Origin of the sequence: Spirabiliibacterium falconis (genome assembly GCF_014885015.1) — a bacterium.
GTDB lineage: Bacteria > Pseudomonadota > Gammaproteobacteria > Enterobacterales > Pasteurellaceae > Spirabiliibacterium > Spirabiliibacterium falconis.
Window position 1 is genome coordinate 92847 of sequence record NZ_JABMIJ010000001.1, and the last position, 15404, is coordinate 108250.

Annotated in this window: 14 protein-coding genes; 11 read left to right on the top strand and 3 right to left on the bottom strand. The window is 39.0% G+C overall.

Annotation, left to right across the window (positions count from 1 at the left end):
• The 4 genes from clpX to HPC40_RS00520 all read left to right on the top strand — a co-directional run bounded on the left by clpX (position 1) and on the right by HPC40_RS00520 (position 5641).
• Positions 1–1272 (top strand): ATP-dependent protease ATP-binding subunit ClpX, encoded by a 1272-nt coding sequence (clpX, locus tag HPC40_RS00505; protein WP_208117518.1) that lies wholly within the window; start codon positions 1–3, stop codon positions 1270–1272.
• A 123-nt stretch (positions 1273–1395) separates the two neighbouring features.
• Positions 1396–2874 carry a ribonuclease G gene (gene rng / locus HPC40_RS00510; RefSeq protein WP_208117519.1) on the top strand — a complete coding sequence of 493 codons (1479 nt, stop codon included), beginning with the start codon at positions 1396–1398 and terminating at the stop codon, positions 2872–2874.
• A 21-nt stretch (positions 2875–2895) separates the two neighbouring features.
• Complete coding sequence (tldD, locus tag HPC40_RS00515) at positions 2896–4341, top strand: metalloprotease TldD (RefSeq protein ID WP_208117520.1); 1446 nt, start codon at positions 2896–2898, stop codon at positions 4339–4341.
• A gap of 91 nt (positions 4342–4432) precedes the next feature.
• Positions 4433–5641, top strand: coding sequence for an aspartate aminotransferase family protein (locus HPC40_RS00520; RefSeq protein ID WP_208117521.1), 1209 nt, complete (start codon positions 4433–4435; stop codon positions 5639–5641).
• Here the strand turns inward: HPC40_RS00520 and lsrK are convergent.
• Both lsrK and lsrR read right to left on the bottom strand, forming a co-directional pair.
• Positions 5638–7209 (bottom strand): autoinducer-2 kinase, encoded by a 1572-nt coding sequence (gene lsrK / locus HPC40_RS00525; protein ID WP_208117522.1) that lies wholly within the window; start codon positions 7207–7209, stop codon positions 5638–5640. The two genes, HPC40_RS00520 and lsrK, sit on opposite strands and share 4 nt — an antisense overlap.
• Positions 7210–7237: 28 nt before the next feature.
• The gene (lsrR, locus tag HPC40_RS00530) at positions 7238–8200 is read right to left on the bottom strand and encodes a transcriptional regulator LsrR (protein ID WP_208117523.1); all 963 of its coding nucleotides are present in this window, start codon (positions 8198–8200) and stop codon (positions 7238–7240) included.
• A gap of 239 nt (positions 8201–8439) precedes the next feature.
• On the opposite strand from lsrR, the gene lsrA reads away from it, so the two are divergent.
• Genes lsrA through HPC40_RS00565 form a run of 7 tightly spaced genes read left to right on the top strand, consistent with a single transcriptional unit; the run spans position 8440 to position 14946 of the window.
• Positions 8440–9951, top strand: coding sequence for an autoinducer 2 ABC transporter ATP-binding protein LsrA (gene lsrA, locus HPC40_RS00535; RefSeq protein WP_208117524.1), 1512 nt, complete (start codon positions 8440–8442; stop codon positions 9949–9951).
• 2 nt (positions 9952–9953) lie between these two features.
• Positions 9954–10934: an autoinducer 2 ABC transporter permease LsrC gene (lsrC, locus tag HPC40_RS00540; RefSeq protein ID WP_208117525.1), complete on the top strand. Its 981-nt coding sequence runs from the start codon at positions 9954–9956 to the stop codon at positions 10932–10934.
• A gap of 21 nt (positions 10935–10955) precedes the next feature.
• Positions 10956–11945 (top strand): autoinducer 2 ABC transporter permease LsrD, encoded by a 990-nt coding sequence (gene lsrD / locus HPC40_RS00545; RefSeq protein WP_208117526.1) that lies wholly within the window; start codon positions 10956–10958, stop codon positions 11943–11945.
• A gap of 25 nt (positions 11946–11970) precedes the next feature.
• On the top strand, positions 11971–12996 hold the full coding sequence (gene lsrB / locus HPC40_RS00550) for an autoinducer 2 ABC transporter substrate-binding protein LsrB (protein ID WP_208117527.1): 1026 nt from the start codon (positions 11971–11973) through the stop codon (positions 12994–12996).
• Positions 12997–13014: 18 nt separating this feature from the next.
• Entirely contained in the window at positions 13015–13893 is an 879-nt protein-coding gene (gene lsrF, locus HPC40_RS00555) for a 3-hydroxy-5-phosphonooxypentane-2,4-dione thiolase (protein ID WP_208117528.1), read from the top strand.
• A 54-nt stretch (positions 13894–13947) separates the two neighbouring features.
• Positions 13948–14247: a (4S)-4-hydroxy-5-phosphonooxypentane-2,3-dione isomerase gene (lsrG, locus tag HPC40_RS00560; RefSeq protein WP_208117529.1), complete on the top strand. Its 300-nt coding sequence runs from the start codon at positions 13948–13950 to the stop codon at positions 14245–14247.
• A gap of 3 nt (positions 14248–14250) precedes the next feature.
• Positions 14251–14946: a beta/alpha barrel domain-containing protein gene (locus tag HPC40_RS00565; RefSeq protein WP_208117530.1), complete on the top strand. Its 696-nt coding sequence runs from the start codon at positions 14251–14253 to the stop codon at positions 14944–14946.
• A 27-nt stretch (positions 14947–14973) separates the two neighbouring features.
• On the opposite strand, the gene HPC40_RS00570 is transcribed toward HPC40_RS00565, so the two are convergent.
• Entirely contained in the window at positions 14974–15333 is a 360-nt protein-coding gene (locus HPC40_RS00570) for a ComEA family DNA-binding protein (RefSeq protein WP_235972246.1), read from the bottom strand.
• Between the last annotated feature and the right edge of the window lie 71 nt (positions 15334–15404).

Consider the following 15404-nt stretch of genomic DNA (forward strand, 5'->3'; position numbering starts at 1 on the left):
ATGGCAGATGAGAAAGATAAATCCAAATCGCATCGTTGTTCGTTTTGTGGGAAAGATGAGCATGAAGTTGAACGCTTAATTTCAGGCGTTGATGGTTACATTTGTAATGAATGTATTGACCTGTGCCACGATTTGTTATCGGATGAAGCAGACGATAAAAGTGCGGTTGACACAACATCAAGTGATGATTTTGCTACCCAAAAATTACCTACCCCACACGAAATTCGTCAACATCTTGATGATTATGTCATCGGGCAAGATCATGCGAAAAAAGTGTTGGCTGTGGCGGTATATAATCACTATAAACGTCTGCGTAATGAAGTTAAAGGGGATGTGGAATTAGGCAAAAGTAATATTTTGCTGATCGGGCCGACGGGCAGTGGCAAAACCTTATTGGCGGAAACCTTGGCGCGGATGCTTAATGTCCCATTTGCCATGGCGGATGCGACCACATTAACCGAAGCGGGTTATGTGGGCGAGGATGTGGAAAATATCATTCAAAAATTGCTGCAACGCTGTGATTATAAGCCAGAGCAAGCTGAACGCGGCATTATCTACATTGATGAAATCGATAAAATTACGCGTAAATCTGAAAATCCGTCAATTACCCGTGATGTTTCAGGAGAAGGGGTGCAACAAGCCTTATTGAAACTGATTGAAGGTACGATTGCTTCAGTGCCGCCACAAGGTGGGCGAAAGCATCCGCAACAAGAGTTTTTGCAAGTTGATACCTCCAAAATTTTATTTATTTGTGGTGGTGCGTTTGTTGGGCTGGATAAAATTGTTGCGCAACGTGAAAATGTACATGTTGGCATCGGCTTTGGTGCAGAAGTGAAAGGTAAAAAAGAGCAAGAAGACATCAGTCAGTTGTTGCAAAAAGTGGAGCCTGAAGATTTGACTAAATTTGGTCTCATTCCAGAATTTATCGGGCGTTTACCTGTGGTTGCTTCGCTAAGCGAATTAGACGAAGATGCGTTGGTGAAAATTTTAACCGAGCCTAAAAATGCACTAACGAAGCAATACCAAGCCTTATTTGCGTTAGAGGATGTGGCATTAGATTTCAGTGATGATGCACTGCGTGCAATGGCGAAAAAGGCCTTAGCGCGTAAAACAGGTGCACGAGGTCTGCGTTCAATTTTAGAGGCCGTGCTGTTAGATACGATGTATGACCTGCCATCTATCGAAAACTTAGACAAAGTGATCATCGACAAAGGCGTGATTGAAGACAACGAGCCGCCAAAATTGCACTATAAACAAGCCAACGCAGGCTAATTATTCATTATTCAGATACATTAAAAGACTAAGTGTGAACTTAGTCTTTTTTATTTAAAAAGTCGATTTTGCAAAACCGCACTTTGCGTTAGAATAATGCCATTGAATTAATTAGGAAAATATATGAGCTCAAGTGTTGAACTGTTAGTGAATGTGACGCCCAATGAAACACGCATTGCACTGTTAGATACAGGGGTGTTAAAAGAGGTGCATATTGAGCGCGAAGCCAAGCGAGGCATTGTTGGCAATATTTATAAAGGGCGCGTAATGCGTGTGTTGCCAGGTATGCAATCCGCGTTTGTTGATATTGGGTTGGATAAAGCTGCTTTTTTACATGCCTCGGATATTGTATCTCACACCGAATGTGTTGATGAGTGTGAAAAACAGCAATTTGTTGTAAAAGATATTGGTGAGTTGGTGCGTGAAGGGCAAGATATTGTAGTACAGGTGGTAAAAGATCCGCTTGGCACAAAAGGCGCACGCCTGACAACCGACATCACATTGCCGTCACGTTATTTGGTGTTTATGCCCGAAAATAGCCATGTAGGGGTATCGCAACGGATTGAAAGCGAAGAAGAGCGATTACGGTTAAAGGAATTGGTTAGCACGCATTGTGATGAGCTGGGCGGTTTCATTGTGCGAACGGCGGCAGAAGGGTGTAGTGAAGATGAGATCAAACAAGATGTACAATTTCTCAAACGCCTATGGCGTAAAGTTATGGAGAGAAAAAGCCGTTATCCAACTCGCTCAATGTTATATGGCGAATTGGCGTTAGCGCAGCGTGTGTTGCGTGATTTTGTCGGAACACCGTTAGATTTGATCCGAATCGACTCAAAATTGACACACCAAGATGTCAAAACATTTACCGAAGAATTTATGCCTGAATTGACAGATCGCGTGAGTTTATACACGGGTAATCCGCCATTATTTGATCTTTATGGTGTAGAAGAGGCGATAGGACGAGCGTTAGATAAACGTGTTAATCTCAAATCGGGTGGGTATTTGATCATCGAACAAACGGAAGCGATGACGACCATTGATATTAACACTGGTGCATTTGTTGGGCATCGAAATTTAGAAGAAACCATTTTCAACACCAACATAGAAGCCACACAAACCATTGCTCAGCAGCTACAATTACGCAATCTTGGCGGCATTATTATTATTGATTTCATTGATATGCAAACTGAAGAGCATCGTGCGCGCGTGTTACAATCGCTAAGTGAAGCATTGTCGAAAGATCGTGTGAAAACAACCGTCAATGGCTTCACCCAACTGGGTTTAGTGGAAATGACCCGTAAGCGTACTCGTGAAAGCCTTGAGCATGTATTGTGTCAAGAATGTCCCGCCTGTCACGGGCGTGGTATGGCGAAAACAGTGGAAACGATCAGCTACGAAATTGTACGGGAGATCGTACGTATTCATCATCAATATGACTGCGAACAATTTCTTGTGTATGCCTCGCGTGCCGTGGCAGATTATTTGATTAACGAAGAAGCGCACGGTATTTTAGCCGAATTGGAAGTTTTTATCGGCAAACAAGTGCAGATAAAAACCGAAGTTTTTTATCACCAAGAACAATTTGATGTGGTTATGATCTAACCGTACTTTAAGGAATAAGCTATGTTGCCACAGGTGAGTAACGCACTATTAGGCCCTGAGAATTTAACGTTTGATGATCTCAGTAATTTGCTCGATCAATACAGTGATCGCCGAGTGGATTATGCCGATCTTTTTTTCCAAAGTAGCAAAAATGAAAATTGGGTGCTAGAAGATAGCATTATCAAAGAAGGCGGTTTTTATATTGATCGTGGTGTTGGCGTGCGTGCAATCAGCGGTGAAAAAACAGCGTTTGCATATGCTGATCAAATTACGCTTGCACAACTGAATCAATGTGTGAAGGCGACTAAAGGCATTGCACAGGCAAAGGGTGATCTCAAGTGCGGTTTGCAACTTAGTGGCGTGCATGCAATGCAACGCTATGCTCCCATTGATCCGCTGGAGAGCCTTACGCGTGAGGAAAAAATTGCACTGCTACACTTAATCGATCGGACTGCGCGAGCAGAAGATTCTCGCGTGGTGCGTGTGTCGGCCAGCATTAATGCACTTCATGAAGAAGTTTTGATTGCCGCCACTGATGGCACGCTAGCGGCAGATATTCGACCACTAGTCCGACTGTCGATTTCGGTTCTGGTTGAACAAGATGGCAAGCGGGAAAGTGGTAGTGCTGGCGCGGGTGGACGCTTCTCGTTACAGTGGTTTATGCAAAATTATCAAGGGGTTAGCCGAGTAGAATGGTTTGCTAAAGAAGCCGTTCGCCAAGCCTTAGTCAAACTGAGTGCAGTGCCAGCACCAGCAGGTATGATGCCAGTGATTCTCGGAGCTGGCTGGCCCGGCGTATTACTGCACGAAGCTGTTGGGCATGGGCTTGAGGGCGATTTTAATCGTAAAAAATCATCGTTGTTTACGGATCGTATCGGAGAGATGGTTACATCGCCATTGTGTACGATTGTGGATGATGGCACATTACCTGATCGTCGTGGTTCGCTTACGATTGATGATGAAGGCGTACCAAGTCAGCATAATGTATTAATTAAAGCGGGTGTATTGCAAGGCTATATGCAAGACAAAATGAATGCTCGCTTGATGGGCATGCAACCAACGGGAAATGGGCGGCGAGAATCGTATGCTCATCTGCCAATGCCTCGTATGACCAACACTTATATGCTTGCCGGTGAAAGTCAGCTAGAGGATATGATCGCCAGTGTGGATTATGGCATTTATGCTCCGCACTTTGGTGGAGGGCAGGTGGATATTACATCGGGTAAATTTGTTTTTTCCGCTTCTGAGGCCTATTTAATCGAAAAAGGAAAACTGGGAAAACCCATTATTGGTGCGACACTCATTGGTTCAGGTATTGAAGCCATGCAGCAGATTTCTATGGTGGGGCATGAAAGTGAACTTGATCCTGGGATTGGTGTATGCGGCAAAGAAGGGCAAAGTGTACCTGTCGGCGTCGGGCAACCGGCATTGAAAATCGATCAAATGACTGTTGGTGGAACGTCATAATAATTGACAATAAATGCTATATTATTGCATAATTATTCAAAAGTGCGGTTTTGACCGCACTTTGTATATCATTCAATATTAAGGACAGGTTATGCAACTGACACGCGATCTATTTGATAAGGTTTTAATGCAAAATTATGCACCCGCCCACTTTATTCCTGTGCGGGGGCAGGGTTCTCGCGTGTGGGATCAGGCTGGCAAAATGTATATTGATTTCACCAGTGGCATTGCTGTCAATGCGCTTGGGCATTGCTATCCTGAATTAGTGGAGGTATTGCAGCAACAAAGTACACGCTTGTGGCACTCAAGCAATTGGTTTACCAATGAGCCCGTATTAGCATTGGCGTCGAAATTAGCCGATTTGACCTTTGCTGACCGCACTTTTTTCTGCAATTCAGGTGCAGAGGCAAACGAAGCAGCGTTAAAACTTGCCAGACGCTATGCGGTGGATCATTTTGGCGCATATAAGAGTAAAATCATTGCGTTTAAACAAAGTTTTCATGGACGTACCTTGTTTACGGTTAGCGTCGGTGGGCAACCAAAATATTCCGATGGATTTGGACCAAAGCCTGCCGATATTGTCCATATTCCGTATAATGATCTCAATGCAGTGGATGCGGTGATGGATGACCACACCTGTGCTGTGATTATTGAACCTATTTTAGGCGAAGGTGGCGTTATTCCTGCCGAACCGCACTTTTTAAAGGGATTGCGTGAACGTTGTGATCAGCACAACGCGCTCTTGATTTTTGATGAAGTACAAACTGGCGTTGGGCGTACTGGAAAACTGTATGCCTATATGCACACGGATGTTGAGCCAGACATTCTAACGACCGCTAAAGCCCTTGGAAATGGTTTTCCAATTGGCGCAATGCTTGCCCGAGAACATATTGCCAACAGTTTTGCGCCAGGCGTGCATGGAACAACATTTGGTGGCAACCCACTGGCGTGTGCCGTGGCGAATAAAGTGATTGATATTATTAGTCAACCGCACTTTTTATCTCATGTTAGCATACGTTCACAACAGTTATTTGACGAATTGCATCGCATTAATAAAAAAGTGCGGTTATTTCATCAAATCCGTGGGCAAGGGCTCTTGCTGGGTTGTGAACTGCACATGCACTATCACGGCAGAGCAAATGACATTAACGCACTTGCTAATCAACATGGCTTAATGCTACTACTGGCAGGCCCTAACGTAATCCGACTCGCCCCAGCCTTGAATATGACGGATGATGAGTTTACCCAAGGTATAGCACGCTTTGAACAAGCAGTTGAAGTATTTGTTCAAGATGCTTAAATACCAGGTGCTTTCCAAAGTGATTTAGTGAGCCCATCGTTTACAAGAGCTAGTTGAGCTGAATAGACTTTTTCCCATTTTTGCATATTTACTTGGTATAATTTGTTATTTTCAGGATTTGGATAGAATGTATGTTCAATTTTTACGAATTTTTTAGCAGCTTCTTGCATTGATGAATACAAGCCTACTCCTACACCTGCGGCAATAGCACAGCCTAAAGCTGTTGCTTCTTTAACGATAGGAACATGAATTATAAGCCCTGTTACGTCAGAGAGAATTTGTGACCATAGCTTTCCTTTTGCACCACCACCAGCAAAGATAATAGAAGATAATTTAATACCAGAAAAATATTCGACTTGTTTTAAATTGTAAGCAGAAACAATAGCAGCATTTTCTTCTAGTGCTCTAAAAAGAACAGCTTTATTACATTTTTCAGGAGAGATTGATAAGTTGATAAAAGAAGGTGCAGCATGATACCAGTTGGCATAGTGCATAGCATCAGAAAAAATCGGTATTACATCATTTGAACCGATAGGAACATGTTTTGCTTGTGCTTCTAGTAAACTATAAGCATCTACTCCCTCTTTTTCCGCTTGGACAATTTCTTCATGGCAGAATGCATCTCTAAACCAACGCATTGTAAGTCCGGTAAAAAAACTGATAGATTCGGCTTGAACCATAGGTGGAATAACATGAGGATTAATTCTCACATTCATACTAGGATCGGTTTTAGCTTTGGGTAAATTAACAACTTGTTGCCAAAATGTTCCTCCAATAATTGCAGCTTGCGAGGGGGCTACTATACCTAATCCAATACACCCTAATTGTACATCTCCACCACCTACAACCACTGGTGTATTGACAGCCAGCCCAGTTTGATGAGCAATGCTTTCAGTAATATTACCTAGTCGTTCACCCGTTTCTTTTACCTGGGGCAGCATACTGGAGTTAAGTCCAACATTTTCAAGTAACGTTTTATCCCACTGCCTAGTTTCGAGATTAATTAATCCTGTTGTACCTGCATTGGAGGGTTCTACCGCAATTTCACCTGTTAGCATGAACCCAAGCCAATCACTAAGCATTGTCATAAAATGAGCTTGATTATAGACATCTGGTTGATTGTCTTTCAACCACAGTAATCTTGGAACCGCACTTAGAGATAGTGTTTGTCCAGAGCTATGGTACATCGCTTTTTCGTAGTCATCATGACGATTTTTTAGCTGTTTAACTTCTTTTATTGCCCTGGCATCTACATTGCCACAGGCCCATATTGGGTTCTTGTTTACATCGTATAACACAATTGCTTCACGCATAGAACAGGTAGATATTGCTTTGATATTGGTAGACTGAATCTGAGATTTTTTGATAGCCTCTGTTATACACCAACGAGCAAGTTGCCAATTTTTCTCTAAATTAAAGTTCATAGATCCTGGAATATTAGGATCAGTTTGGTGAGTCCATTCTTTTTGTGCTGTTGCAATTTGATTACCTTGAAGATCAAATATGACAGCACGTACACTGCCAGTACCAGCATCTAACGCCATTAAATATTGATTTTGACTAGTCATAAGAACTCCCCGAACAAGTTGAATTAATCTAAATGTGTTTGGCAAGTAGCTGTTTTGCAGTATTCTCCTCTGTTACAAGAGAATTGATATATTTACCCATAAGAGCACTATATATGGCATCAACTTTATTCTTACCACCTGCAATGCCAACTACCGTAGAAATTTGTTTTAATTTGTTAAGTGGTACACTAATCAGTTCATCATGTAGAGATACATTGTCTTTAAGATTTCCGTCAGCTTGCATAAAATAGCCCAAGATATCGCCAATAGCTCCTTCATTGCGTAGCTGTTGTTGACTTTCTTCTGTGATATAACCTGATCGAAGTAATGTTGCCTGTCCTTTTTGCAAAGTTGCGCCAATGCCAACGATGGCAACATTAGCAGAACTTGCTGCAAGCATAATATTTTTGATAGAGGCCTCTTTTTTAAAAAAGTTAGCAGCCTCTCGTGATGAAGCTCTTAATGGTGCTGGAATAATGCTGACATTGCAATTGCTGCTGAGTTGTCCAATACCTTTCATATAAGGTCCTACACCGCCTGATAGTGTAATAAGCTTGATATTATTGTGGCTAATAAATTCATTACTGTGTTTTATGGTTTCCATGATGGTTTCACCAAATCCAATTGCCAATAAATCATTTGGACTCATCAGCGTACTTAGTAGCTGTGAAGCAGCGATACCAAGGCGAGAATTAATTTCATGAGCTTCTAAAGCTGGAATCACTCGAATATATTTTAAAGAAAATGTTTGCTTTATAGCTTCTTCTAGTTCTAGGCAACCCGTAAAGCGGGAGCGAATCTCTACCTTGATTAACCCTATTTGACGTGCTTTTTCTAATAGTCTTGATACCTTTAGTCTAGGAATATTAAGCAGTTTCCCAATCTCATTTTGAGTGAGATTATCATGGTAATAAAACCAACCAATTCTAGCCAAAAGCTCTTCTTCACAATCTGAGCTAAAAGTAAACTTATTACTATCCAGATCATTCATGTTGATATCCTCTACTATATATGTTCTAGCATAATCATATGATAATTATTTTACCAATTGTTCTTTTTAAAAAAAGTAATTTTTGTGACTGAGTTCAAAAAACTGTTTTTTTGGTTAGTAAAAATGATTAAAAATAAATTTTTTAAGAATTATGTGATTTTAATCACAGAAAAATATTTATTTTATGCTATCTTTTTGAACATATGAATTTTTAAAATATTTTTGTTCAATGGTGGGGTATGGTTAATATAGTTGAACCAATGACATTACTCAATGTACATGGGGTGAGCAAATCATTTTCTGGTGTCAGCGTATTAAAAAATATTAATTTTGCACTGCTTGCTGGGAAAGTACATGCTCTACTTGGTGGTAATGGTGCAGGAAAATCGACATTGATGAAAATTATAGCAGGGGTTGAAATGCCTGATAGCGGAGAAATTAAGATTAATGGGATTGTGCCGAACCACTTAACACCGCATAAGGCACATACATTAGGTATTTATTTAGTTCCACAAGAGCCTTTACTGTTTCCAAACTTAAGTGTGCGAGAAAATATTTTATTCGGTCTTGCTCAGCATAAAGATAGCCTCCAAAAACTTGAAAAACTATTAGGTGAGTTAAATTGTCGTTTATCACTAGATTCGCAAGCAGGTTTACTTGAGGTTGCTGATCAACAGCTTGTTGAAATTATGAGAGGCTTAATGAGGGATGCAAAGATCTTAATTTTAGACGAGCCTACCGCATCTTTAACGCCAGTAGAAACAGAAAATTTATTTAAGCAGATCCAAAAGCTTTTATCAAAAGGTGTCGGGATAGTTTTTATTTCTCATAAGTTACCCGAGGTTTATAGAATTGCTGATGAGATTAGTGTGATGAGAGATGGTTATATCGCTTTGCATGGTAACACGTCTGATTTAAATAAAGATGACGTTATTAATGCCATTACTCCAGGCTCAAAAAATGCAAAATTAAGCGAGACACAAAAGTTATGGCTGGAGTTACCAGGTCATAATCGTATAAAAGATAAAGCCAAGCCTGTATTGACAGTTCAAAATCTGCGTGGTGAAGGATTTAAACAGATTAATTTAGATGTTTTCCCAGGAGAAATTTTAGGGCTTGCTGGTGTAGTGGGTGCAGGACGTACAGAGCTTGCGGAAACTATTTATGGACTTCGTCATGCAAGAGAGGGAGAGATTATATTTCTTGATAAAGTAATAAATAATTTATCCATTCGTGAGCGATTAGATCAAGGTATTGTTTATTTGCCTGAGGATAGACAAGCCTCAGGTCTCTATTTAGATGCACCATTATCTTGGAATACGAATGGTTTAACTTATAACAAAATGGGATTAATGATTAATAATGCCAAAGAAAATGCTATTTTTGAGCGTTATCAACGCGCTATAGGTATTAAATTCAACAGCCCTGATCAGAGTGTACGTACGCTTTCAGGTGGCAATCAACAAAAGATATTAATTGCAAAATGTTTAGAAGCCAATCCTGCATTATTAATTGTTGATGAGCCCACTCGTGGTGTTGATGTGGGTGCTAGGGCAGATATTTATCAATTGATCAAAAATATTGCTAAACAAAATGTAGCTATTTTATTTATTTCTTCTGATTTAGAAGAAATAGAGTTGATGTCTAATAGAGTTATCGTTATGCACGATGGAAAAATAAGCTCTCCTTTGATTGGCGATCAAATATCATCAGATCGAATCATGCAGATGGCATTTAGTGGAGGGCAGTAATTATGTGGAAATTTATTCAAAGAAATCGTGAGCTGACAATATTTTTTGCCATTATGTTGATGTTTATATTTTTATTTTTATCTTCAGGAGATGGTTTTAGTCTGCAAACAATCACCATGATTTTTAGTTCTTCACAGATAGTTATTTTATTAGCGATTGGCGCAACGTTTGTGATATTGACTCGTAATATTGATGTTTCGGTAGGCTCTATAATGGGGCTAAGTGCGGTCATAATGGGAAGCATGCTTAACGAGGGATACAGTTTTTTTGTTGCCTTAGTCGGAACGGTGGGAACTGGATTGTTAGCGGGGCTTGTTAATGGCATTTTAGTCACTAACTTGCGGATTCCAGCCATTGTAGCGACCTTAGGAACACTAGGCTTATATCGAGGCATTATGCTGCTTATTACGGGAGGGAAATGGATAGAAGGTCTCCCGCAATCACTAAAATTGTTATCAGAGCCATATTTCATGAATGTTTCTCTTATTGGGATTTTTATTATATTCGTTAGCGGATTGAGCTATTTCTTTTTAGCTAAAATACAATTAGGCAGACAATTTTATGCGGTGGGGGACAACTTACAAGGTGCATTACAACTAGGTGTACATATCAATTATATTCGAATTTCTGCATTTATGATTAACGGATTGATGGCATCTTTAGCAGGAATTGTATTTGCGTCTCAAATTGGATTTGTACCTAATTCAACAGGGAATGGTTTAGAGATGAAAGCAATAGCCGCTTGTGTATTAGGTGGAATAAGTTTGCTTGGTGGTTCAGGGAATATCTTAGGTGCAATTCTCGGCGCATATTTTTTGATACAAATTGATACTGTTCTTGTACTGTTAAAAGTGCCTGCGTATTGGAATAATTTTATTGCAGGAATCGTATTGCTCGCAGTACTTGTTTTTGATGGTCGAATTCGAGTGATGATCGAAAAGAGTATTAAGACACAAAAATATCTTCGCTTTTTAAAAGATTAAAGTGCGGTCACGAGGTGAAAAATGCATATTATAAAAAAATATTCTTGGGAAGTGACTCTACTATGCTTGATTGTGATTGAAATAGTAGGCTTCGGTATCTTTAATCCTAGGATGTTAGATATTAATGTATTGCTATATAGCACAAGTGATTTTATCTATATTGGCATGCTTGCCCTTCCTTTAACACTCATTATTGTTAGTGGTGGAATTGATATTTCATTTGGTTCTACAGTAGGATTATGTGCGATATTTTTAGGTGTTTTATTCAAATTAGATGTATCTCTCATGATTGCCATACCGCTTACGTTTATATTGGGGGGCTTTTGTGGATTATTAAATGCACTTTTGATTATTTACACTAAGGTAAACCCGTTAGTGATTACCCTTGGAACAATGTATCTATATGGTGGTGGAGCGTTGCTGATGTCAGGCTTTGCTGGGGCCACAGGTTATGAGGGTATTGGTGGTTTTCCTGATTTTTTACTTGAGTTTGCCAATCAAACACTATGGATAATCCCTATGCCTATCATTTATTTTGCTGTAATGACCGCACTTTTTTGGTTATTAATGCATAAGACAACGATTGGTCGAAATACATTCTTGGTTGGTCAAAGTGAACGTACAGCACGTTATAGTGCCGTTCCAGTGAATAAGACATTAGTTATTATTTATTGTGCCTTAGGCATTGTCGCTGCGTTTGTTGGTATTTTATTAGTCTCGTATTTTGGCTCAGCACGCTCTGATCTAGGCAGCTCTTTATTAATGCCGGTGATAACCGCTGTTGTACTCGGTGGTGCTAATATTTATGGTGGAGCAGGATCGGTTATCGGTACTGCAATTGCGGCAATTTTAATTGGCTATTTGCAACAAGGATTACAAATGGTTGGTGTACCGAATGAAATTTCGAGCGCTTTATCTGGTGCACTTTTGATCATTGTATTAATTGGCAAATCATTGAGTTTATATTCAAGTTCAATATTTGCTTGGTTTAGTCGTAAATGTTCACATTAGCATTTTACACATAAGGAGAAAGACCATGAAAAAGCCATTCTTTAAAACAACTGCTTTAGCTGTTGCATTAGGTCTAGGATTAACACTCAGCACTGGAGCATTAGCTAAAGATAGAATTGCATTTATTCCTAAATTAGTGGGAGTGGGATATTTTACTAGTGGTGGACAGGGTGCAGAAGCAATGGGAAAAGAGCTTGGGGTTGATGTAACCTATGATGGTCCAACAGAACCTAGCGTATCAAATCAAGTACAATTGATTAATAATTTTGTTAATCAGGGATATAATTCTATTGTAGTAGCGGCTGTGTCACCAGATGGTTTATGCTCAACGTTAAAACGTGCAATGAAGCGAGGTGTTAAGGTACTTACATGGGATTCTGATACTAATCCAGAATGTCGAAGTTATTATATAAACCAAGGCACACCAACACAACTTGGTTCTATGTTGGTAGAAATGGCTTCATCTCAAATTAGTAAACCAAAAGCAAAAGTTGCATTTTTCTATTCAAGCCCAACAGTAACCGATCAAAATCAGTGGGTTAATATTGCAAAAGAGAAAATCCAAAAAGAACATCCCGAATGGGAAATTGTTACCACTCAATTTGGCTATAATGATGCGATTAAATCCTTACAAACTGCGGAAGGTATCTTAAAGGCTTATCCAGATTTAGATGCGATTATTGCGCCAGATGCTAATGCATTACCAGCTGCTGCTCAGGCTGCAGAAAACTTAAAACGTCAAGATGTTGTTATTGTTGGTTTTAGTACGCCAAATGTTATGAGACCTTATGTTAAGCGAGGCACTGTGAAACAATTTGGATTATGGGATGTTGTTAAACAGGGTAAATTATCCATTGCGATCGCAAATGATATGCTCAAAGGTAAGACATTTAATATAGGAGACAAGTTAAATGTGCCAAATATTGGTGAAGTAGAAATTTCACCAAATAGTGTGCAAGGCTATAATTATGAAGCTGATAATAACGGTATTATTGTTTTACCTGAGCGGGTAGTTTTTACGAAAGATAATATCGATGATTATAATTTTTAAGTTATATGGAGAAAAGAAATGGCTGATTTAGATGATGTTCGTGATGGCAAAGATTTCGGATTAGATAAGCCTCAAAAAAATGATACTTTTTACATGAAAGGATTGGGGGCATTAGACTGGGGAATGCAATCACGATTAGCGAATATTTTTAATCCAAAATCAGGTAAGACAGTAATGCTTGCGTTTGACCATGGTTATTTTCAAGGCCCGACAACAGGTTTAGAGCGTATTGATCTTAATATTGCTCCATTATTTGAATATACTGATGTATTAATGTGTACAAGAGGGATTTTACGCAGTATTGTTCCACCTAAAACACGTAAACCTGTTGTGTTAAGAGCATCTGGTGCTAATTCAATTTTAACAGAGTTATCTAACGAGGCGGTTGCTGTTGGAATTGAGGATGCATTGAGATTGAATGTATCTGCTATGGCTGCTCAAGTCTATATTGGTTCTGAGTATGAACATCAATCAATTAAAAATATTATCAAGTTGATTGATGATGGTATGCGTTTTGGAATGCCAACTATGGCCGTGACAGGCGTTGGGAAGGATATGGCTCGGGATCAGCGATATTTCTCACTAGCTACACGTATTGCTGCAGAAATGGGTGCTCATGTGATCAAAACCTATTATGTAGAACAAGGATTTGAGCGCATTACAGCGGGATGTCCAGTGCCTATTGTGATTGCTGGGGGGAAAAAACTTCCAGAGAAAGAAGCTTTAGAGATGTGTTATAAAGCAATTGATCAGGGAGCTGCAGGTGTTGATATGGGAAGAAATATTTTCCAATCTGATTCGCCAATTGCGATGTTGAAAGCAGTCAATTCTATTGTACATGATAATGAAACAGCAGAAAAAGCTTATCAATTATATTTAGAATTGAAATCTGACTAATATATTATGGAGATAATGGTTTAATTATCTCCATTTTTTAGAGGAGTGAAATTTATGTTTGCTATGTTAGTTGAAATCAATATTAAAGAAGGAAGGGAAGAGGAATTTTTAGACGTTTTTTCTCGAAATCACTATGGAACTCGCAATGAAAAGGGTAATATTCGCTTTGATGTATTGCGTGATCCAGAGATACCCACTCGATTTTATGCTTATGAAGTATATAAAAATGAGCAGGCGTTGGAAGAACATAGGATGACAGAACATTATAAACGTTGTGTTAAAGAGCTTGAACCATTAATGTCCAAACCGAGAAGTAAGAAGATTTTTAATTGGCTTTTGCCTAAATTGGACTAGTATATGGAAAATAAGTTTGATTTTATTCAAAAAATAAAATTTGAGAGCATTAGTGCAGGTATATTGTCTTCAGATTGGCTTCATTTTGCGGATACATTATCATTATTAAATCAATCTGGTATAAATCTATTGCACTTTGATATTGCTGACGGTAGTTTCTCCCGATTATTTACAGCAGGTCCAATGGTAATACCTAAGTTTCCTAATCATTTTTATAAAGATGTACACTTATTAACAAATAATCAGTGTGAATTAGTACCGTTGTGTCTTGAGATGGGAGCTAATATTATTACTCTGCAAGTTGAAAAAACGCAAGGACTACTAAAAACATTAAAGTGGTTATCTACACAATATTCGGAAAATAAAAAGGTTATATCAGGGGTAAGTTTATGTCCAACAACAAATATTGAGGCATTACAACCTTATCTACAGTACGTGGATCTGATTCAGATATTATCGCTAGATCCACGAAACAATGAAAAAGCATCTATTGATTTTATAATTGAGCGTATTAGCCTAATTAATCAGATGATTTCTGAAAATAGAGAAAATAAAATCATTAGTGTTGATGGCTCGATGACATTAGATATGGCAAAAGCGTTCTATCAATATGACATTGATTGGATTGTTTCAGGTAGTGCACTATTTTCTGAGGCTGATCTTTATACGTCTATTATGCGTTGGAAGCAGTTAATCTAGCTGCATTATAAGTGCAGCTAGGTTTTTTTATAGTGCTAACAAATGGCGGTTTTTGTCTACTGTGGCTTTTCCGATGCCTTTAACATCTTCTAGTTGATCAATGCTGATAAAATCACCATTTTTTTCGCGATAATCCACAATTGCTTGTGCCTTTTTCGCACCGATGCCAGAGAGAATTTGTTGTAGTTCACCTGCTGTTGCGCTATTGAGATGCACTTTTTTGTGCTCTGATTTTTCTAGTTTTGAGCTATCAATTTTTACTTCGGTCTGTTGAGTGGTTTGTGTTTCTGCTTCTGCTACTTTATCTTTCGCATAGGCACTGGAGATAAATACACTGGAGCATAAAATGCAAAGTGCGGTTAGCATTAAGTTTATTTTTTTAAACATAGTATTTCCTTTCGTTAAATAAAAATAGCGTCGGATAATCGACGCTATTAGTGTGTAAGAAATATGAGGAT